Raw genomic sequence first — 21,409 nt, 5'->3', positions numbered from 1 at the left:
GAGCTACACACATGACAATCACCCCGGAACAGGCAGACTGGTTCACCGCGACCTTCACGATGATGGTCGACAACGTGGAGCAGGTCGTGCTCGGAAAGCGCCACGTGATCGAACTCGCCTTCACCGCTATGGTCAGCGAGGGCCACCTGCTGCTCGAGGACTACCCGGGCACCGGCAAAACCTCGCTCGCCCGCGCCATGTCGCAGACCGTGCAGGGTGTCTCGACCCGTATTCAGTTCACCCCCGACCTGTTGCCCGGAGACGTGACCGGAATCACCGTCTACGACCAGAAGACCGGCGAGTTCGAGTTTCACAGCGGACCCATCTTCGCCAACGTCGTACTCGCCGACGAGATCAACCGGGCCAGCCCGAAGACCCAGTCGGCGCTGCTTGAAGCGATGGAAGAGGGCAACGTCACCATCGACGGCGTCACCCGCTCCACCGGGGTGCCGTTCCTCGTCATCGCCACCCAGAACCCGATCGAGCAGGCCGGTACCTACCGGCTGCCAGAAGCCCAGCTCGACCGGTTCATGATGAAGGCCTCGCTCGGCTATCCCGACCTCGCCTCGACCATTCGCATTCTCGAGGGCACCGCTGACGTGCGCCACGAACTTGCCCCCGTCATCACCCCGCAGGCGCTCGTGAGCATGAGCGACATTGCGCGCTCAGTGTTCGTGAACCCGCTCGTCTATGACTACATCGGCCGCCTGGTCGAGGCCACCCGCGACGCCCGCCAGGTGCGCATGGGCGTCAGTGTGCGCGGCGCCCGCGCCCTCACCAAGGCCGCCAAAACCTGGGCGGTCGCCCACGGGCGCACCTTCGTCACCCCCGACGACGTCAAGGCCCTCGCCGACCAGGTGTTGGCGCACCGCTGCGTGCTCGACCCCGAGGCCGAGTTCGATGGCGTCACCGCGAGCGCCGTCATCGGCCAGATTCTGCTCGACGTCGTTCCGCCCAGTCGGAGCGACCTGGCGTGAGCTTTCACACCGAATCGCGTCGCGCACGTACATCGACGCTGACGCGCACTTCCACCCAGAGCAGGTATGCCACGCATACCCGGTATAGCACCACGCGCACGAACACGTCGACGACGTTGACCCTCGTGGATGCTGTCGTGCTCTGGATGCGCGTGTCGCGAACGGTGCGAAACGGTGTGAAGGCATCCGTCGAATGGGTCGGTGAAACGGTTACACCGGCCGGCTGGGTGGTGGTCGCCACCGCCATCGTGCTGTTGCCGCTCGGCCTGGTCTTCGGCTGGACCGAGCTGATCGTCACGGGCTGTGTGGCGGTGGCCCTCATTCTCATCTCGCTGCCCTTTCTGGCCGGCGGCCGCGCCTATAGCGTGGATTTCGTCCTGCCGGTCGATCGGGTCGTGGCCGGTTCCGAGGTAATCGGCACCCTCACCGTTACCAACGTCTCCAAACGGCTCGAGCTGCCGGGGCGCGTCGACGTTCCCATCGGCAAGGGGCTGGCGGATGTCTATGTGCCGCTGCTGCGCGCCGGCCAGGTTCACGAAGAGTATGTTCGCGTGCCGGCCTACCGCCGCGGGGTCATCGACGTGGGCCCGGTCACGACCGTGCGCAGTGACCCACTCGGTGTGCTCGGCCGCTCACGGCCCTGGGCCGACGTCGACCGATTGTTCGTGCACCCGGTGACCGTGTCGATTCCGAGTACGAGCGCCGGTTTCGTGCGCGACCTCGAGGGCAACCCCACGAGCGATATCGTCGACTCCGACATCTCTTTTCACGCCATTCGCGAGTATGCGCCTGGTGACGGGCAGCGGCACATCCACTGGAAGTCCACCGCGAAGACCGGCAAACTCATGGTTCGACAGTTCGAAGAGAGCCGACGCTCACGCCTGGCCATCGTGCTGAGCCTCAACGCCGCCGAATACGCCTCCGAGGATGAGTTCGAGATGGCCGTCAGTGCCGCTGGCTCGCTCGGCGTACGTGCGATTCGTGATGGACGGGACCTGGCCGTCGTGGCGAGCGAGGAGATCCCCGATATCGTGCGCAGCAGCATCCGTTCTGTGCGCAGCCTGAGTGTCGTGTCGACGCGTACCCTGCTCGATGACCTCACCGCGATCGAAACCAGTCCACACGCGATGCACGTCGAAGATGTCTGCGTGCTCGCCGCGCAGGTGGTGCCCGATATTTCCATCGCGTTCGTGGTCTGCGGTTCCGCCATGACCGCGCGGCGATTGCAAGCCCTCACCCTCAAATTCGCCGGCAACGTGCAGGTCGTCGCTGTGCTGTGCAACCCCAACGAACAGCCGAGTTTTCGTGACCTGGCCGGCACGAGCGTGCTGACCATCGGCGTGCTCGACGACTTTCGTTCCCTGCTGAGCCGAAGAGCCGCATGAGTACGCCCGTACAACACCGTGTCCACGTGATCAACGCCCTGTTCATCGTGGCCATGATGCTCGTTGCCGTCTGGGCGGCCTGGCCGATCTACCAGGCCACCAGCTACCTGATCATGGCGGCCGGAGCGGTTCTGACCGGGGTGGCCCTCGCCTGGCTCGGGGAGCGCCGTGGCTGGTCGTGGTTCACCATGCTGCTCACCGTGCTGGGCGCCTACCTCGTGCTCGGAGTCCCGCTCGCGGTGCCGACCGCCCTCACCGGTATTGACGGCGTGCTCGGTGGGCTGCTCGACCTGGTGACGGCCACGGTGTTCAGCTGGAAAGAGCTCGTCACCATTCAACTGCCGGTCGGCTCGTATCAATCACTGCTCGCCCCGGCCTTTCTCCTGTTTCTCGGCGGCACCACGGCCGCGCTTACTCTGGCCTGGCGCGGCGGCCGGCTCGTGGCCCTCGCCGTGCCGCTGGTCTTTGGCGTGCAACTGTTCGGCCTGGTCTTCGGCTCGAGCGCCGTGAGCGTTCCGTTGACCGTGGTCGGGGTGAGCGTGCCGGCTCCGCGTGAAAGCCTGATCGGCCTGGCCGCTCTGCTGCTCGCCTTCGGCTTTCTGGCCTGGCGCACCCATCTGTCCCGAACCGCGGCGCTCGACCTCGCTGCCCATACGACCGGGGTACGGCGCACTCCTGGCGCTCTCGGTGGTCGCATCCGTCGGGCCATTCTGGCCTTCGGGGTACTCGTGCTCGCCATCGGCATCACCCTCGGCGCACTCTCGGCCGTCGCGGCCACGCCGACCCGTGAGGTGCTGCGCAGCAGTATCGACCCGGCCGTCGAACTGCGCGAGTACGTCAGTCCGCTCAGCCAATACCGCAGCTTTTTCAGCGCCGAGCAGTACGACGCCGAGCTGTTCACGGTAACCGGCACCGCGGTCGACGACGGCACCGCCTCTCGCGTGCGCCTGGCCGTGCTCAGCTATTACGACGGTGAAGTCTTTCGGGTCGTGAACCCGGCCGGCGGCGTGAGCGACCAGACCACCGCCTTTGCTCGGGTGCCGCACGCGCGCGGCGTAAGCGCCGACAGCGACGCGGCCCGCTTCGACATTGCCGGGTACTCCGGCGTCTGGATGCCGGGGGCCGGCGCGCTGTCGAGCATCCGCTTCGCCGGTGATCGCGCTGCTGACCTGAGCGACGGATTCTTCTACAACGCAAATACGGCATCCGGAATTCAACTCAAAGCCCTGACCAACGGTGACCGCTACACGATCGTCTTCGAGCGGCAAGCGGATGCGACGAACCTCGCCGCTCTCGCCGGCCCGGCCAGCAGCTCGATCGATGACACGCTGATTCCGCAGAGCCTGATCGACTGGGTCGACGCCCAGGCAATCACGCGTGATGGCGCCGGTTTGGCCGAGCTGGTCACCCGCCTGCGCGAGCGCGGCTACCTCAGCCACGCTCTGACCGTGCCTGCGGCGACTTCCTGGACCGCCGACCTCGGCGACTACCAATTCTCGCCGAGCCTGTCCGGGCATTCGGTCGCCCGCATTGACGCGCTCTTCACTGCGCTGCTCGAAAAGCAGAACAGCACGACCGCCACCGAGAATTCCCAGCTCGTGGCTGGAGTCGGTGATGACGAACAGTTTGCCGTGGCTGCCGCTCTGCTCGCCCGTCATCTCGGATTCGAGTCTCGGGTGGTGCTGGGATTCACCCTCGGAGCGGCCGAGGCTGCTGATTCGGGCGTACCGGGCGATTGCCTCGCGGGCGTCTGTTCGGGGCAGAACCTCGCGGCCTGGGTGGAGGTCGGCAGCGGCGATGGCACCTGGGTCACTGTTGACGCGACCCCGCAATTTCAGAACCCGCTCTCACCCATCGACGACACGAGGCGCGACCCGCAGCACAACACCGAGGTCATCGCCGAGGGAGCCACCGAGCAGCGCGCGCCAGAGGCCAACCCCACCAGCGGCGAAGATCAGCAGGAACAGGATCCGGTCACCGGCTCCGACCTCGCTTGGCTGTTCGCGGCCCTCAAGATTGGCGGCATCAGCCTGGCCACATTGCTCGCGATCAGCACGCCGTTCCTGGTCATTGTCGGTGCCAAACTCACACGCCGCCGTGACCGGGCGCGGGCCACCGACGTGTCGGCGCGGTTCGCCGGCGGCTGGGACGAATACATCGACGCCGCCGTCGACCGTGGCCTGGCCGACCAGGGGAGCATGACCCGGGTCGAGACCGCCGCGCACTACCGATCGGTCGGTGGAGCACAGCTCGCGACCCTGGCTGACCGGGCCGTTTTCGGCGAAGCATCGCCGCGAGCCGCCGATAGCGACGCCTTCTGGGCACTCGTCACGGCCGAACGAGCGAGCATCGCCGCGAGCGGGACGAGGCGCCAACGCTTGCGCGCTGCCATCTCGCTGCGCTCCTTTTCTCGGCTAGCCGATGCCGGCCGACTCTTCACTTTTCGACCCAGCGCATCTCGACGCGACGTCACCACAGTGCGCCCGAACCGGCGCGACACCAGCAGAATGGGGGAGCGGCCGCCCGTCAGCGGCCGCAAAGCATAAATGGATGAATCATCTGGAGCTATGATCACGATAATCGCGGTCGCTGTGCTGGTCAGTCTCGGCGTGTACGTCTTCTCGTCGATCGGTCTCGGTAAAGTTTTTGTGAAGCTCGGAGAACAGGCCTGGAAGGGCTGGGTGCCGATCGTCAACAGCATCACCCTGTATGAACTCGGCCGCTATTCAGCCCTGTGGGTGGTGGGCCTCTTTATCCCCGTCGCGAACGTGGTGGCCCTCGTCGTGCTCGTGCTGGCGGTCAACAACGTCAACCGGCGTCTCGGCCGCGGCGGCGGCTTCACCCTGCTCTACCTGGTCAGCAGTCCCATCTGGGCCTGCGTGCTCGGGTTCGGGAAGTCCGTCGACACCGGCTGGCTGCCCGGGATCCCCGCGACCGGGTACGTTCCGTTCGCCCCGGTGACGTCGCTATCGATGCCGCCGGCACCGCCGACGGCTCCCGCATCGGCCGGCCACCACGTGCTGACACCGATGCCGCCCGCACCGCCCGCACCGCCCGCACCGCCCGCGTCGCCCGCGTCGCCAAACGTGCCTGCTCAGCTTGCCGTTGCGCTACTTCCCCCGGCCCCGCCAGCAGCCTTTCCGGCGACCACAGCGGCCGCCCCGCTCGCGCCTCCGGTTCCGCACGGCCTGCCCAGCGGTCCGCCGCCGTTCTACGTGAGCGTGCCTCCGGCCCCAGCTCCAGCCCCTGCCTCGCCGGTGTTGTCGGCCTCGGCCGTTCTTCCTGCGCCGCCGGTCGTCGCCGCACCGGTTGCGCCTTCGGTCGTCGCCGCGCCGCCCGCGCCGCCGGCGCTTTCGGTCGTCTCTGCACCGGTCGCCGCGCCGGTGAATCCATGGGCTCCGCCGGCGCCGATCGTTCAGGCAAGCACGGCACCGGTCCCGGCACCGATCCGCACAGTGTTTCCGGTCGAGGTTGCCGCGCAGGTTTCTGCGGTCATACCCTTCGCAGCGCGCGCAGCACACGCTAGTGACGTAGCTGAAGACGAATCCGAGGACGACGACGAGACCATGATCGTCGTGCGTCGTATGAAGCCGTGGACGCTCGAAACCGAACACGGGCTGAAAGTCTCGCTCACCAAACCGGTAGTGCTGCTTGGCCGCAACCCCGCGCGAGGCGGGGCACACTTAGACGCACAGTTAGTTCCACTGCATGACCCGGGCAAGACGGTGTCGAAGACCCACGCCCGCCTGGATTTTGTCGATGGAGCGTGGGGTATCAGCGACTTGCACTCGACCAACGGTGTCGTGCTCATCGATGGCGGAGGCTTTGAAAATGAGCTCGATGCGGGTGCGAGTGCGCCCCTGACCGATCGGTTCCTTCTCGGGGAACTCGCGGCGCGCATCTACCTGGAGGCCTGAGCCATGGCATACCTCCCTGACCCTCGAGCGAGCAGTGCCGGAGTGTCGCTGCAGTGCGGCTCCCGCACAGATGTCGGCCGCAAACGACATGACAATGAAGACTCGCTGCTAGCGTCCCAACCAGTGTTCATCGTCGCCGACGGCATGGGCGGGCTCGAAGCCGGCCAGCGAGCCAGCTCGGCCGTGATCGCCGAATTTCAGGCCTGCGTCGGCCGCGTCGATGTTGCGGCCGACGACGTAGTGGCTGCGGTTCTGCGCGCACACACCGCAGTTCGCGCCGTGTCGGATTCGACCGGGCGCGGCGCGGGCAGCACCCTCACCGGTCTGGTGCTCATCGACCACGAAGATTTCCCGCAATGGCTCATCGTGAACGTCGGCGACTCGCGCGTCTACCGCCTGCACGGTGGCGAGTTTCAGCAGCTCACCGTCGACCATTCCCTGGCTCAGGAACTCATCGACGAGGGTTCACTTCTGAAAGCGGATGTCGCCACCTTCGCGCGAAAAAATGTCATCACTCGCGCGATGGGCGCCGACAACAGCAATGCCGACTATTGGCTGCGCCCGGTCGTGACCGGCGAACGCCTGCTGGTGTGTTCCGACGGGCTCAGCGGCGAGCTTTCCGACGAGGCTATCAAGGCCGGATTGACCCTCGGCGGTGGCACCCAGCAGACGGCGGATGCGCTGCTCGCCGGCGCCCTCGAACACGGCGGACGCGATAACGTTTCCGTGATCGTGATCGATGTCATCGCCGGCGGGGTCAGCTCGTGGCACGGCGTCCCGGTCGGCGACGACCAGCCCGACACCCGCACCGAAGACACCCGACCGGTGCAACGAGTGGCTCGCAATGCGGCCCGCTGAACCGACAGGGGTCGCTGGGCCGGACATTGATGACACCGTCATCGTTGGGCGAACTGCAGATGAACATACGCGTATTGTGCGGCGCGCGAATGACGATCACACCCGCCGCGTGGTGCGGCAGCCTCCCACCGAGGCCGGGGATTCTGCGACCACGCCGCACGAGGATGACGCGACTGCCGACCAGGCCGACGAGGCTACCGTACAGTCCTCCAGGGGCAGCACGGCCACCGACACGCTGTTGAGCCAGCGGCGGGCGACCGCCCCCGTGCACACTCCGGTCGTTGATTCCCTGCAACGCCGATACCAGCCGCCGCAGGTGCAGAGCGGTGCGAGTGTGCGCTACGCGGCGCGGCCAACTCCGACGATTATTTCGCCGCAGGCCCCGGTGCCAAGACCCGACGTGCTGCCCGACCTGGCCCGGCTCCGTCTGGCTGACGCGGCCGCCGAGATTCGCGAGCGTGCCGAAGTCATAAAACGTCGCCGTCGCCGATTCACGCTGATGGCGATCATCTCGAGCACCGTTCTGGTCGTGCTCGCAGCCGCTGCCTACACCGTTTTCACGATTTTCACGTGGTGATCGCGCCTCGTCTGATCGCCACCCCATGCTGTGCCCGTAAGCACGCACCGACACGCTAGGAGCTTTACTCTCGTGACAGATTCCACCTTGCCCCTGCACCTGGAAGCCGCCGACCCGGCGACCCCGCAAATCCGGCTCGCGGAAATTGCCGCCGCCCACCACGAGTTGCACCCGGTCATCGCCGGGAACCCGTCGTGCTACCCGGCCCTGATTGAGTGGATGCTTCAGCTCGGCACTATCACTCCCGTGATGCCTGCGCCCGCCGAAGTCACACCCACCGCAGCGGTCCCCTGTGTCGCTGCTCCGTTCGAGGCCGCCGGCGCGACCCCGAGGCAGGCAGCAGACGCGGCGGCATCCGCTCTGGCAAACCCGTATGCCAGGCCAGACCAGTCCTCCAAGCGACCGCCCAAGAAACTGTTGATCTGGGGATCAATCGGGGTCATCGTGTTACTCGTCGGCGGTGGCGGTGTGTGGGCCTACGGGGCCATCTTCTCGAAGCTGGGCGGGGCATCCTCTCCAACGGCCGCGGTCGAGAAACTGCTCGCCGGCACGGCTGATCGGGACCTGATCAGCGTGTACGGCTCGTTGTCTCCCGCTGAAGTTGAATCGTTCAAGGTTCCGATCGATCAGCTCGGCGCCATCGCCATGGACGACGAGAACGGCGACCCGGTCGATATGCCGGAGCTCATCAATACGGTCGTCGACAGCTTGAATATCACCCTGACCGGGATTGAACTCGAGGCAGAAGACGTTGAAGACGGTATCGCGGTCGTCACCATCACGGCGGGTGAGCTGACCATGAACGGTGATGCCGAAACGATCGCGGACGCCTACCTCGAGGTCGTGGGGCCGCAGCTGCGTCTCCAGCAGGAGTCGTGGGGCTCCGATGACAGAAACACCGACTCGATGATCGCCGACCTGCGCGAGTCGTCGATTGAGGAGCTCAACGACATGCTGCCGTTTACACAGACCGCCGCCGACCTCGCCGACACGCTCGGACACGATGCGACCATCGTCACCGTTCGTGAGGGTGGCTCCTGGTATGTCAGCCCGCTGCTCACGACCGGTGAGAACATTCTGCAGAGCGGATCGCACGATTCCACGCGAGGCAACCTGGTCGCCGCCGACGACGCGGCCACGTTCGACACCGCGGCCGCTGCTGCCGAAGGATTCGCCGAGGCCGTGATCGCATTCGGCGAGAACGGCGACTACGGCGACCTCGCCGCCGTGATGCCCGAGTCGGAACGTCGTTTTCTCAGTCTGTACGGTGACGCGCTCATGCCCACCGATGGTGACGGTGACTTCGACAACCTGCAGGTCACCGACTTTTCGGTGACCCCAGAGGTCAACGGCGACACCGCTCACCTCGACCTCGACAGCATCGTGATCGAGGGCGACGGCTACAACTGGCCGTACCGCAGCGAATTCTCCGGGGTCTGTGTAGCTACGGATTCCGGTTACTCGTCGTTCGAGGGATGCCTCGACGATGCTTCCTGGATGAAGGAACTCGGTGCCGACAGCTGGCAGGTTCTCGCCGTGGAGGAGAAGAGCGGATGGTTCGTCAGCCCCATGCGCACCGTGGCCGACGTGGCCGGCATCGCTGTGGGGAACCTGGTACGACTCAGCCAGGACGGCAAGCTCGACCGGCTCTACCAGTGACAACCTCGCGAGACAGTGACAAGAATCCAGAACGAACACAGAGGACTCAAATGACCTTCGACCCGAACGCCCCCCAGCAGCCGCCAGCGACGCCGCAGCCCGCGCCTCCGCAGTATGTCGCGCCGCCGGTCGCCCCGCAGTATGTCGCACCGCAGTATGTCGCCCCGCAGCATGGCGCCCCGCAGTACGCTGCACCCGTCGCGCCGGCACGGTACGCGCCCGCCCGACCGAATCCGTTCGCCGGTATCCCGTCGTCCGACTGGGCGCGAGACGGCGGAGCTCTGCTGTTACTCCTGAGCTCCCTGGCCCTACCGTGGATGTTCAGCACTGACTTCGGAATGAGCGAAACGATCGGAGCGACTGGCCATATCGAGGTCATCCTGATCACACTGCTGTCGCTGTTCTCGCTCAGCCTCACCTACCTGCTGCGCGCCGGAGTCTTCAGTCCCGGCATCGGGCTGGCCCAGATCTGGTTGATCCGACTGCTGGTCAACGTTCCCTACGCGCTTCTCGTTCTGGGATTCATGCTCGTCGACGCTTTCTCGAAGGATGAAACGCCCGGGCTCGGCTACGCGGCCGCGTTCGGACTGGCCGGGGCATTCCTCGCTAGCCAGCCGCGCTCTGCAGAACTGGTCGGAATCGTCGGTTACCACCCGGTCGCCCGCCTCTGGCACCGCATCGTCATCGGCTATGGCGCGGTCGTGACCCTGACCGTGCTGGGGGCGATCATTCTCGGAGTCGTAGGGTCACCCGTTCAATTTGGCGCTCTGGTGCTGCTCTCCGCGGTCGTGGCCTTGCTCGCCGGTGCGGCCGGCGTGCTGCTGCCCATCTACGGAATTCTCCGCGGCAACGCGATCTGGCTCACCGTCGGGCGCACGCTCGGCGGCATCGCAATCGGAGTCATCACGATCGACGCGCTCACCGATTTTGGTCTGTCCTTTGGCGGGGTCGAATCGCTCAGCTGGGGCGGCTATCCGCTCATTCTGCTCGCCGGGCTGTTCGGCTTGACGTCGGCGCCGGCGCTGCGCCTGGCGATGGTTCCGCTTGAGCCGATTGTGAAATGGTTCGGCGTCGCTTCGCTCACGTTCGTGCTCATCATCGGCACCGCCGGGCTGAGCGTGCTGCTGGTCATCGCGAACCTCATCGGCAGCGGTGCCAGTACCGGTGCTACCGGGTTGAACATCGGCGCCACGATCGTGCTCTCGATCATCATCGTTGTGGCCATTATCGCCCGCACCACCCTGCGGTCAAACCCGGCCGGCAGCCAGTGGCTGGTACTCGGCCTCACCGGCCTCATCACCGTGCTCGGCATCGTTTTCGTCGTGCTGCGCGGGCAAACCATCACCGACGGCAATCTGAGCACGCTCTATTCCTGGCTGTTCGAGGGCGCAGAATACGCTTCCTTCTCCCTGGTCATCCTGAGTACCGCGGCCATGCTGAGCCTCGCCCTGGCCTTCGGACTGCCCGCGCTGGTGTTCTATGCACTGACCATGCCGGCATCCGTTCGTAGCTACTTCACGCAGTACGGCCCGGTTCGGGCCCAGGCACCGGCGGCCTACACCGGCTATGCCGCAGCACCGGTTGCAGCGCCGATCACTCCAACGGATGCCGCGGCGCCCGTCGTTCCCGCCACCGCGCCCCAAAGGCCAGTCGCCGTTCCCGTTTCGCCGCCACCGCCCCGAACGGCGCCGCCAGCTCCTCCGGCGCCTGTCCCCGTGCCAGTTGCAGTAATCATCGCAGCGCCCAGCGCGGCCAGCCTGGCGGCCGATGACCCGAACACTTCGGCCGCCGAGTTTTACGACCTGGCGCAGAACCACCCGGAGGTTTGGCCGCAACTCGCGGGCAATCCGAGTGCTTACCCCGACCTGCTCGCCTGGTTGGCGCAGTCGCCCGATCCTCTCGTACAGCAGGCGCTGCGCGCCCGCGGGCTCTAGCCCCACGGGCTGCCTGCCGAGTACCAGCCCCGCGCTCCAGCGGGTGCTGGGCGGGGCGGGGCTGGGCTGGGCTGGGCTGGCCAGTCGACCGTTGCGCGCACGCGGAATCTATCGCGCCGAAATCTCGTCGCCTAGAAGCTTCGCTATTTTCAGATAGCGGAACCGGATCGCCCCGATAGCAGGGCGGCAGGGCTTAGTTGCGCCAGTACGGTTCGGGGCTGGGGGTGTTGGCGCGGTGGCTGTGGGCGGGGCGCCAGGTTTGGGTGGGGTCCCAGAGGAGTGGGCCGCGTACTTGGGGTCTGCCATTGATCATGCGGATTGTCCACCCGTTGGTGTCGATGGTGTGGTGGTGGAACCAGCAGAGGAGGACGCCGTTGTCGGTCCAACGCTAATCTGACCTCTATGAAGATAGTGACGGCTGCGGCTGTGTACGCACGCATTTCCTCCGACCAAACAGGCGAAGGTCTCGGAGTCAAACGTCAACTCGAGGACTGTCGGAAGCTGGCCGCTGAGCGCGGCTGGACGATCGCCGAAGAGTACATCGACAACGATGTTTCAGCGTATCGAGGCAAGGCGCGCCCGGAATACGTGCGGATGCTTGCTGACATCGCGGAGGGCCGTCGCGACGCCGTGATTGCCTACCACCAGGACCGATTGACCCGCCGCCCGATGGAGTGGGAACAGTTCGTCGATCTCTGCGACAAGGCGGGCGTCGAGCAGCTGGCCACGGTCACATCGGATATCAACTTCGGCAACGACAACGGCATGCTGATCGCCCGAATCACGGCCGCAGTCGCCGCGAACGAGTCAGCGCGTAAGTCCGCACGGATCAACCGAAAGATCCAGCAGAACGTGGAGCAGGGGAAACCCAACGGCGGCGCACAACGCCCGTTCGGATACGACGAGGACAAACTGACGATCCGAGAATCCGAGGCTGAAGTCGTGCGTGAGGTTGTGGATCGCTTTCTTGCCGGTGAGTCGGTCCGGTCTTTGGCGGCGTGGATGAACGACGAGCAGATCCCCACCACGTCGGGCGGCAGGAACTGGCGCACCACAACCCTCCGCGGAATCCTTCGTTCCGGACGCATTGCCGGCCTGCGGGATCATCACGGCGAGGCGGTGGGGCCAGCTGCGTGGCCATCCCTCGTCAGCGAAGCCAAGCACCACCAGATTCTCGCAATGTTCGAGACGAAGAAGAACACGGGGAGGCGTGCACCGCGCCGGTATCTGTTGTCCGGAATGCTTCGCTGTGGAAAATGCGGTGCCCCGCTCTACAGCGCGGCCCGCGCGGACCGACGCCGATACGTGTGCTTGTCAGGCCCGGATCACCGTGGCTGCGGGCGGCTCACCGTGGTTGCGCAGCCGGTGGAGGAGTTGATTGCGACGGCTGTGCTGATGCGCCTGGACACATCTGTCATGGGCGACACACTGTCCGGACGGGCAGCAGCCGACGAACGCCAATCAACGCTCTTGGCCGAGTTGCAGACCGCGCAGTCGAAGATGACTGAGCTGTCCGAGATGTGGGCCGCGGGTGAAATCTCCCGGCCCGAATGGAGGGCGGCTCGGACTCCACTCGAAGCGAGAGTCGAGAACGCCCAACGACAACTCGATCAGATCATTGGCACACATGCGCTCGATGGGTTGGTCGGCCACGGTGAGGAACTGGCGGCAGGTTGGGACGGTCTGAACCTCGACCGACAGGTCGCGATCGTCCGGGCCGTCCTCGACTACGCGACCATCCTTCCCGGCCTCCTAGGCACACGGACGGTCGACCCGTCGCGTGTCGTTCCCAGCTGGCAGCTGTGAGGGACGGCGCGCCGCGTCCTGGCTGCCCCGCTCGTCCCGCTGCACCCCACTTCTCAACAGCACGCCAACCAGGGCGACGACAGCAGGATTCGTTACCCCCACAGGCACACCTTGAGCCGCACAGGAGGCCTCGAGCCACGCCTGAACGGCAACACGATCGATGCCCATCATCGACCCCACTGGGCCCACACAGCTGGCGGCCCTTGCCAGTTTTCATTCTCCGCCGACGACCACTGATGCACGGGACCCGACGAAAACAGTTCCGAGGCCTGCGAGAGCACATCGCTGGCGGAGGACCCGCACAGTGACATGACTTCAGGCTTGAATCCCTGCGCCACATCGTACCGGTGAAGGCCGAGCACTCGAGCGTCCAAGTCGGTGAACGTCTTTGCGACGTACTTCGAGAGATAACCGGCAGCGCGTCGCGCCTCCGAGAGCGGACCGGAGCCGACCGGAAGGTCTCCTAGCAACTTGATGTGCACGAACCCGTGGCCCCAGGCAGATTCGATCAGTGACCGCTTGATGTACCGGCCAGCCGCGAAGTGCGCGTGCAGACCATGACCGGACGTGTGCCACTCTGGAACCCAGATATACGGCAGTGGCTTGCCGCCCAGTAACAAGCGCAGTGACCGAAAGAACTCCCCTAAGTGCACACGCAGCAGGGCAGGGTCGTGGCAGCCTTCACCAGCGAATGTCAGCGTGCCGAGCCGGTTCAGGCGGTTCGCCGCGCAGTACCGTCGTAGGGTCGCTTGTGCACGCCGCCCTGCCTCGGACGCTGCGCGTTCAGGATCAGCAGCGAAGCCGCGCGAGACATACGCTGGGACCCTGGGTGCCGAAGAGTGAAAGGTGCCGCCCCCTTCACCTGCGTCGGGGTAGAGGCTAAAACGCCAGCCGGCATCAGGCCGCACGAGCTGCCGGATCGTATGTAACGGCATGGATTCACTCACTTTGACCTCTCGAAATGAAGGGTTCGCTCGGAGCTCGTCGGAGCGAAAGACTCGTTTGTTGATTGGCTGGTGACTGGTTGCGGGCAGCTGAGAAGCCGTCCGCAACCGGCGTCCCCACTACTCGGCGCGCGAGATGGTCACGCGGTGGAACTTGCCGCGTCTGAGGACCACCGCCTGGCCTTTGCGTAGGCGGGTCGCATCAAACCTCGAATGAGTTGGCGAGGCACCGAGGATCGAGCGAGCTTGCTCGACTGACGTGCATCCAAGAGCGAGCCGAGAGGGGAAACCCTGACGGATGACGGACGGGAGGACATCCGTCGTCGGCTGTTGTGTGGCTGCGACGACGACGATGCCCGCAGCGCGGCCGCGATTCACCAGCCATTCAAAGGACGCCTCAAGCTTCTTGTCGCGAAGGAGCTCCGCGACTTCGTCCACGACCAACAGCGTGAGCCCACCTTCAGGTGTCTGCAGCCAATCCCTGGATCCCATGCCCACGAGCGAGTCCAGTCGCCGCTCTCCCTCTGCCCTCAGCCGCTCGAGAACGGTTCGGCCCTCCATGATGGTGGTGGCGACCGCCTCCACCTTCGAATGACCGCGGAACTCTGAAAAATCGACGCCTTGCTTCAAATCAACGAGGAATATTGCGGAGCAGGACGACTCGCTGGCACGTTTGACGAAGGTGCGCAGGAGATTACTCTTGCCGAACCCAGTGACGCCGCCCACGAGGCAATTGCCGTCCGAGAGTGAAATCGCGAACGGCAGGCCCAGAGCGTTCTCACCGATCGGCAATGCATGCCCCGGCCGGGCCCGATACTCGGGCACAGTTGTGCACGTCACCCAAGCGTTATGCCACTGACCCAGCCTTACGAACTGGGCTGCCAAGCGGCAACGCTTCGGGTACTGGAGCGCGACCGCTGTCGCACATGCAAGGAGACCGATGGTGCACGCAACGGCTCCGGGGACATCGCGCAGCCCCGCCACTAAAACACAAAGGATGCCCACGATCAGGGGAATCATGCGAACGAGGCGGGGAAGAGCGACAGGCCAGTCAATGGTTTTTGTCTCAGCCACGACTACTCAACTTCTCCGAGAATGCTGTCTAGGCCGAGTGGAGCCGCGTGGACAGCATCGGCGACGAAATACGGGACGAACTCCGCCCGGTTCGGAGTGCGTCCGTACCTGAAGTTGACCATTTCGACTTCCTCGTCTGCGGCACAGGCCGGACGCAACTCGGAAGCGATTCGGACGCGGATCTCCTTGTCACCGAAAAGCCCGCCCGTGACAGTGACACGCCACAGCGGAACGCCGCGCGAATCAAGCAGCTGTCGATCAGTCGGTGCGTTCTGCTGGTATTCAAGGCGCGGCTCTGATGAAACGAAAGTCACCGGAGCCGTCAGCGGATAGGGCGTTAGGTCTTCTCGGGCAACTTGCTGGGGGCGCGACATCCATGCGCTGAGATCGTCAGTCATTTTTCCCTTTCTGCGGGCCGGATTTGGCCCTACATAGGGAAGCTTGAAGCAAAGAAACTAACTCTGAACGGGCAATTCATCGACGGGAATTGAGCCTCGAAAAGATTGCGAATTGGATCGAAGGCTAGGGTCTAGACATGACGAAAACCAGCAAGCATTACGAAGAATCTAATGCTGTGAACTTGCTGCGAAGATTCCGTCTTGAACCAAAATCTCTTTTCAGCGACATTGCTCCTCTGGTTCGGGACCGCCAGGAGTCCGTGGTCTCTGTCATGTCCGACTTGCCTCGACTCGTCGAGGATCCGATGGCACACCTCCTGAGCCTCGTAGACGAAGGTGCATCTGCAATCCGGAGAGGGATCGACGAGGCGCCGCTGACGAGAAAGCAGCGAGCTGAACAGAAGGAGTTCGAGCGACGTCTCGCTGTTGAGGTCTTGGCCGAAGTCACGGTTCTGAAGGAAACCTTCATGTCGTTGCAGAGACTGGTTCTTGACGTTGCGACCAAGGAGGGCGGACCGCTGAGCGGGGTTGACGCAGCAGCAATCGCGGGGATTACTGAGGGCACAGTTCGGAACTACAAGAAGAAGCCGCAACGTCAAAACGAAAATTTCTTTGAGTGGCGTCGTCACTCAGAATCATCTAACTGAGTTTCCGCGGAGCGGATCGGCGAACCCGACGACCGTGATCGATGGCATTGGAGCCGAAGCGATGGAAGCCCGAGTTATGTTGCTAATTCAAGTAAAGTCTGCCGCAGCTGCGCTGCAGCAGGCCTTCAAGCCTCCCGTTCCGACTTACCTGAGAAGCTTCACTGTGTAGGGTTCAGTCTCGTCGGTGTACTGCTCGACGGTCATGGGATGCGGCTCCATCAAGCTTGCCGCCCAAGGGTCTTTCTTGCTCTCAAGTGCCAAGAGTTCGTTCGAAGTCAGGGTAAGACCGCACCATGAGCAAGCGAACGCTACTCCCCACAGGCCCACGCCCTCATCATCAGCCTCCTCGATCATCGCTACTGGACTTGGAGTGTGCTCATCGAACGAAATGCCCTCTGCCCAGCAGAGGGCAACGCCTTGGTGCCCGCAACGAGTACACAAGAATGCCCTAGTAGTCGGAAACTCCCCGCTCCATAGATGCATGTCGAGGCCGAAGAGTTGTTCGGCCTGAAGATCTAAGAACTCCCTTTGACGCGCGATGAACTTCTCGTTATCTTGCCCAGAAGCGGACGCAGGCTTCGACGATCTGCTTATTACGGGTTGTGTTTTCTCTTGCGCAGCTTGGTATCGAACTTGCATTCGTCGTGCAGAGTAGGCGATCATTTGTTCGCGTTCCGGAGCGGGGAATGCGGCTGCAGGCTGTTTCCTGGCTGCGTAGTTGAACGCCAGAATCATTGTGCAGAGGTTGTCCTCCAACTCCTCTTGCGCGGGGAAGATTGCCAAGTGAATCGCAGCATTGCGCGCCTTGGTGACTGCCTGCAACTCCGATAACCGCAAGAGTTTCACCCCAACGATTTCCTGCACCATTAGGAACGCATCTTCGACGCTGCAGGATTTCACGTCCGCTAAGTGCGCACCATACGCGTTGCGCGAGAGCGCAATGCGCGATTGAACCGCTGACTTGACACTGGGAGGCCTTACTTCTGCAACCAGAAGAGGCGACTCAGACACCAGAAGGAACTTCAAGAGATACTCGATGGCGCTCCCCGCATGCACCGCAGACTGCATCTGAGGGTGAAAGTCCGTCAAGTCCTTGGTTCCGAAGGCTGCCCTCGCGCTCTCGTGTGCTGCATGAAGCAGAGCGGCCGCAAGTGTTGCTGGTTTGTCCTTCAATTCATTCCCCCTTGGTCTGTCATCCGTCAATCAAAGCGTGGGACGTCATCTATTAAAATCGCAATCCGTGCTTGGAGCCGCGCACGCAAAACCTGGACAAATGCCGCTCTGGACGAGAAGCCGCGGCGAGCAAAAGCGATTCATCGTGTTGCTCGGCTTTTCAAACTGATCGGGCATGAACCAAACTTAGAGCCCTCACGTTGCCCTACGGGTGGGCGATAGGTTCCAGGACCACATGGTCCTTCCAATGACTCTTGAGCCAATCGCGCTGGCCAGACGACAGATCGACGTTCAGGCTTTGTCCGGCCAATTCAGCGTAGCCAGCGAAGGAGGCCAGAGCGGGACTTACCCAAATCGTCCAGGTGCTTGGGTTTACTGCAAGAAATCCCAGGTCGAAGAGTCGATGTATGTCCCTCCTCAAGAGCAGGCCGCCATCAGTGTGGTGCACAGCCTCCCTCGCGTAGCTATATAGGTGGCCCGCCTCGAGGGCCTCGAGGGGTGTCGCACCAACGAATGCACAAGTTTCACCGTGTTTGTTGACGAGAGCTTTGCGAAACCTAGGTTGGCCGATCCGCACCCGGACGGTCCTGAGATTGTGACCCCCGCCTATTCGCTTCGCCGAGGAATTAATTGCGTCGAGACTGTGTGCCACCCCATCTACCTTCAAGGCGCGGACGAATGCTCCCCATTTGAATGGACGCATGCTCTGTTGGGAACCAGGATCCTCGCACATGAGTCGCAGGTCCTTCCCGGCGACGACTCCAGGCAGGTCCACCCAGCCGACGTCATGCCTACTCAGGTAGGTCGTCACAAGCTTCCACTGGATCGTTGGCTCATCAAAGGTCGTGCCACATTTGTAACACTTGTACGCCGGCTGCATGGCAGCGCGCCTCTTGATACCTGCCTTGCCACAGCTAGGGCACTTCTTCAGTAGCTTGGTCGCGGTGCCGACCTTTATTTCCTCAATGATGGAGGCGCCTAAGGACGAATTCTTGTCCCAGAAAATGACGGCATCACCCGGCTTAATGTCAGCGTGATGCGGGACCGTTGAATCCCACCTGTAACCGACCCCGAGCTCATCCGCATAGCCGTCATTCCCACCGTGTTGTCTACGATCGCCGACCGTGAGTAGCAGCCACGCGGCTTGCTCGTCAAGGATGCCGGGCTCACCATGGACAGGTCCACCCGCGACCGTCAACTCGGACGACCTTCCAAATAGTGCGTGGTGAACTTGTTCGAGGAAAGGAACATCTTGACTGTGGATTCATTGTTGCTCGTGAAGTCGACGCCCTCCTTCGGGTCCGCGCTTTGCGGCCTGTCCCAGATCGGACTGGTAACCCATCGCTTGGCGATCTCTCGGATGGCGGCCTTCAGCTCAGAAGTCCACTCCGGGCTATGGCACGCACCGTTCTTAGGGCGTTCGTCAAGGTTCAGCCGGCGGTAGACCTCTTCCCCGACCGCTTCGCTAAAGACCCGATGACATTCTTTCCACCACTTCGACTTATAGCTCACCGAAAGGCGCGTCGGTCCGCTCATCGCCGGACTACTAAGAACTTCCTCGTCGAGGATTTTCACAAGATCGAGAAGATTTTCCATCTCAGTGTTGCGAAAATAGCCGTCGCTGTGGAAGGGTGCAAGATCGGCCTTCATCATGCAGTATTCGTCCAGGAAGACTTTCCACGACCCCTCCGCGAGTCCGGCGTCCATCCACTTCTCGCGATAGCCTTCTTGATCGATAAACGCGGTTAGACCTCCCGCGATCCTCCCCGCAATGTCGGCCGGCTTCTCCCCAGCCCACACTGTGCGTTCGGATGCATCAGGGTTGTTCTTGAGGGCGGCCTCGATCTCCGAGTCGCGAATAATGCCCCACTTGAGGACCTTCGCACTGTAGGGATATCTAATCTGCCTAACGTCATCATGCAGGCGGACAAGTACCTCGTAGAGTCTGGTCGTATTCGGTGTTGAGGCGGTCATCGGTTATCCCCTTCAGTGTTAACTGCCTCTGCATGTTCACGCAAGGCGCAGACCGTTCCAGGTGCGATGTCCCAGATCATTACCGGCATGGGCACAGCCACGCCGAACGCGAGGGAGTGGGCAGTTGCTCGATGATTTCCGTCGAATAAGACAATGTGCCCACAGACGTCGATGCGTGCGTTCACGGGCGCAAACATCGGGAAACCCTCCACCAAGAAGGTATAGAGCATCTTCATGAGACTCTTCTTCGCGGCTGGTCGGACCTGCGAGGTATTGTCCGTGAAGACTTGGTCGGGACGCAACGTCACGAGAAATCTCCGCCATCTTTCACCGTTACGCTCCTCGGAGACAATCGGATAGGTCTTCCCGACGAACTCGACCTCGTGCTCTTTCCAGTTTGCGGACATCAGGTACTTACGATCCTTGGCGCTTCGCTTCGCGTTCTCATAGACGTCGTCGACGAAGCTCGCTGTTCGCGCCTGAAGGCGCGCGCGGAGAACAGCCACGTACCCAGCCCGCGAAGAGTAGTCATTACTCCGCAGGCGGTGACAATTGCGCGCAGTCGAAGTCTCGAAGTCTGCATCGTCCGGAATCGAGCCGCCAGTCGCGGAGTGAATTGGGAGAACGTCGGTGTCCTCGCCCCCGTTTCCAAAGGCCACCTGGTAGTGGTCTAGGTCGATGTCCTTGAGGTCGTAGCCCTCAAACCCGGCGTGATCCAGTCCCAAGTCCTCGCACACGTAGCACTTGGTGCTGGAAACAAGGACCTCTTTCTCCTTCGCGGTCATCCTCTTGCGAACCTCGGCCATTAGCTCTCCTCGTTGGTCATACTGAACCATACTGGTCCAGCTGGACAAATGTCCAGAAAAAGAAGGAGAAATCTCCAGTTGGCATTTTCTCCAGCTGGCAGAATCCGGCGAAGGCTCTCGGCGTTGAGGCGCCGGGCCGTGAGAATGGATTTTGAACCGCGGTCGGAGTCGCATGTCGGCTGCGCAGATCGCCGCGTCGCTGTCGCCACAATCCCACCATGGATACTCATCAGAATGAACACTCTTTACGCTGTTCCCAGCGGGTGGCATGCCTCGACCTCTTTCTGCCGGCAGTCGCCCGAGGGCTACGAGGAGTGTTCCCGGCTCGAGACGACCGCGGGATATCAGACGCCTCCTGCGCGAGAAATATCCAGGCCGGATCTCGGATCCTCGGGTCATACCCACACATCTTTAGCAAAGGGGTCGCATTCACAACTTGTNTGTGCCAGGGGATGACGTGGTGGATTTCGCTCCAGCGGGCGGGGATGGTGCAGCCGGGGATGATGCAGCTTTCGTCGCGGGCGGCGATCGCGGTGCGTTGTTTGGTGGTGAAGCAGCGGACGGTGTCGCCGAGGTAGAGGATGTTGCCGGTGGTGCCGAAGATGACGTGTTGGGCGCCGCCGGCGCAGATGGCTTCGTTCACCCGGCGCATGCTGATGGGGGCGTCGACGCCGTCGATCCAGCCGACACCGCGTTCGTGGTTGAGGTCGGTGGCGTTGATGTGGATCATGACGGTGGGGGCGGCGCCGCCCATGGTGGGGGTCTTCGGATCGCGCGCGGCCGCTTCGAACACACAGCGGAGGATGTCGGCGCGTTTCTCGCCGGCAGTGCGGGAGTCGCCGTCGTAGCGGGAATCGCCGGTGAACGGGTCGGCACTGAACCGCTCACCGTCTGTGTTCGGGTCGGCAACGTCGACACCGTCCAGCACGCTAGGGTCGTCGCCGGATTCGGTGGGTTCGAACCGTGGCGTGCGGGACCGGGCTGACAGGTAGGTGTCGAAGAGGGTGTCCATGATGCCGCGCAGTTCGGGGGTGACGTCGGCGCGCAGCGGGTATAAGCCGTGGCGCAGCAGCCCGAACGTCAGCGTGCTTTTCGCTTCGACGGTGTCGTCGTTGGGGGCGGTACCGTCGGGATCGAGCCGGCCCTGCCACTCCACGGCCTGCGCCCGCAGCAGGTCGGGCGTGAAGCGGATGCCGGCTCCGGGCAGTCCGGCAGTTTCCGGGGTGATCGCCCCGGTCGCGGAGGCGACCAGGGCACGTTCCACACGGTCGAGGTCGTCC

18 protein-coding genes are annotated in these 21,409 nt (G+C 63.4%); 10 read left to right on the top strand and 8 right to left on the bottom strand.

What is annotated here, in order from left to right:
- The first annotated feature begins 11 nt into the window (after positions 1 to 11).
- The 9 genes from CXY83_RS02525 to CXY83_RS02480 all read left to right on the top strand — a co-directional run bounded on the left by CXY83_RS02525 (position 12) and on the right by CXY83_RS02480 (position 13,113).
- Positions 12 to 977 carry a MoxR family ATPase gene (locus CXY83_RS02525; RefSeq protein WP_104126809.1) on the top strand — a complete coding sequence of 322 codons (966 nt, stop codon included), beginning with the start codon at positions 12 to 14 and terminating at the stop codon, positions 975 to 977.
- On the top strand, positions 974 to 2,362 hold the full coding sequence (locus tag CXY83_RS02520; protein ID WP_233200533.1) for a DUF58 domain-containing protein: 1,389 nt from the start codon (positions 974 to 976) through the stop codon (positions 2,360 to 2,362). The genes CXY83_RS02525 and CXY83_RS02520 overlap by 4 nt, the downstream gene beginning before the upstream one ends.
- The gene (locus CXY83_RS02515; RefSeq protein ID WP_104195843.1) at positions 2,359 to 4,908 is read left to right on the top strand and encodes a transglutaminase domain-containing protein; all 2,550 of its coding nucleotides are present in this window, start codon (positions 2,359 to 2,361) and stop codon (positions 4,906 to 4,908) included. Before CXY83_RS02520 ends, CXY83_RS02515 begins: the two co-directional genes overlap by 4 nt.
- A gap of 21 nt (positions 4,909 to 4,929) precedes the next feature.
- Positions 4,930 to 6,279: a DUF5684 domain-containing protein gene (locus tag CXY83_RS02510; RefSeq protein WP_104195842.1), complete on the top strand. Its 1,350-nt coding sequence runs from the start codon at positions 4,930 to 4,932 to the stop codon at positions 6,277 to 6,279.
- A gap of 3 nt (positions 6,280 to 6,282) precedes the next feature.
- On the top strand, positions 6,283 to 7,137 hold the full coding sequence (locus tag CXY83_RS02505; protein WP_104195841.1) for a PP2C family serine/threonine-protein phosphatase: 855 nt from the start codon (positions 6,283 to 6,285) through the stop codon (positions 7,135 to 7,137).
- Between the two features lie 76 nt (positions 7,138 to 7,213).
- Positions 7,214 to 7,714, top strand: coding sequence for a hypothetical protein (locus CXY83_RS02500; protein ID WP_233200532.1), 501 nt, complete (start codon positions 7,214 to 7,216; stop codon positions 7,712 to 7,714).
- 72 nt (positions 7,715 to 7,786) lie between these two features.
- Positions 7,787 to 9,373, top strand: a complete 1,587-nt coding sequence (locus tag CXY83_RS02495) for a hypothetical protein (RefSeq protein WP_104195839.1) — start codon at positions 7,787 to 7,789, stop codon at positions 9,371 to 9,373.
- A gap of 50 nt (positions 9,374 to 9,423) precedes the next feature.
- Positions 9,424 to 11,307: a hypothetical protein gene (locus tag CXY83_RS02490; protein WP_104195838.1), complete on the top strand. Its 1,884-nt coding sequence runs from the start codon at positions 9,424 to 9,426 to the stop codon at positions 11,305 to 11,307.
- Between the two features lie 402 nt (positions 11,308 to 11,709).
- Positions 11,710 to 13,113 (top strand): recombinase family protein, encoded by a 1,404-nt coding sequence (locus CXY83_RS02480; protein WP_104195837.1) that lies wholly within the window; start codon positions 11,710 to 11,712, stop codon positions 13,111 to 13,113.
- Positions 13,114 to 13,280: 167 nt separating this feature from the next.
- Here the strand turns inward: CXY83_RS02480 and CXY83_RS02470 are convergent, their stop codons facing one another.
- The 3 genes from CXY83_RS02470 to CXY83_RS02460 all read right to left on the bottom strand — a co-directional run bounded on the left by CXY83_RS02470 (position 13,281) and on the right by CXY83_RS02460 (position 15,529).
- Entirely contained in the window at positions 13,281 to 14,048 is a 768-nt protein-coding gene (locus tag CXY83_RS02470) for a hypothetical protein (RefSeq protein WP_104195835.1), read from the bottom strand.
- Between the two features lie 129 nt (positions 14,049 to 14,177).
- Positions 14,178 to 15,077 carry an FtsK/SpoIIIE domain-containing protein gene (locus CXY83_RS02465; RefSeq protein WP_146069827.1) on the bottom strand — a complete coding sequence of 300 codons (900 nt, stop codon included), beginning with the start codon at positions 15,075 to 15,077 and terminating at the stop codon, positions 14,178 to 14,180.
- A 56-nt stretch (positions 15,078 to 15,133) separates the two neighbouring features.
- Entirely contained in the window at positions 15,134 to 15,529 is a 396-nt protein-coding gene (locus CXY83_RS02460; RefSeq protein ID WP_104195833.1) for a hypothetical protein, read from the bottom strand.
- A 137-nt stretch (positions 15,530 to 15,666) separates the two neighbouring features.
- On the opposite strand from CXY83_RS02460, the gene CXY83_RS02455 reads away from it, so the two are divergent.
- Positions 15,667 to 16,176, top strand: a complete 510-nt coding sequence (locus CXY83_RS02455; protein WP_104195832.1) for a hypothetical protein — start codon at positions 15,667 to 15,669, stop codon at positions 16,174 to 16,176.
- A 144-nt stretch (positions 16,177 to 16,320) separates the two neighbouring features.
- Here the strand turns inward: CXY83_RS02455 and CXY83_RS02450 are convergent, their stop codons facing one another.
- From CXY83_RS02450 to CXY83_RS02430, 5 genes are all read right to left on the bottom strand, one after another.
- Positions 16,321 to 17,349 carry a hypothetical protein gene (locus CXY83_RS02450; RefSeq protein WP_104195831.1) on the bottom strand — a complete coding sequence of 343 codons (1,029 nt, stop codon included), beginning with the start codon at positions 17,347 to 17,349 and terminating at the stop codon, positions 16,321 to 16,323.
- A 205-nt stretch (positions 17,350 to 17,554) separates the two neighbouring features.
- Positions 17,555 to 18,547, bottom strand: coding sequence for an HNH endonuclease signature motif containing protein (locus CXY83_RS02445; RefSeq protein WP_104195830.1), 993 nt, complete (start codon positions 18,545 to 18,547; stop codon positions 17,555 to 17,557).
- Positions 18,544 to 19,323, bottom strand: a complete 780-nt coding sequence (locus CXY83_RS02440; protein ID WP_104195829.1) for a hypothetical protein — start codon at positions 19,321 to 19,323, stop codon at positions 18,544 to 18,546. Before CXY83_RS02440 ends, CXY83_RS02445 begins: the two co-directional genes overlap by 4 nt.
- Entirely contained in the window at positions 19,320 to 20,129 is an 810-nt protein-coding gene (locus CXY83_RS02435; protein ID WP_104195828.1) for a hypothetical protein, read from the bottom strand. The genes CXY83_RS02440 and CXY83_RS02435 overlap by 4 nt, the downstream gene beginning before the upstream one ends.
- Positions 20,130 to 20,358: 229 nt before the next feature.
- Positions 20,359 to 21,409 (bottom strand): HNH endonuclease signature motif containing protein (locus CXY83_RS02430; RefSeq protein ID WP_146069826.1); only part of this gene is annotated, 1,051 nt, incomplete at its 5' end.

Origin of the sequence: Cryobacterium sp. M15 (genome assembly GCF_002929675.1) — a bacterium.
GTDB classification, from domain to species: Bacteria; Actinomycetota; Actinomycetes; order Actinomycetales; family Microbacteriaceae; genus Cryobacterium; species Cryobacterium lyxosi.
The sequence above is the reverse complement of the archived record's forward strand: the minus strand, read 5'-3'. Positions and strand labels throughout refer to the sequence as shown.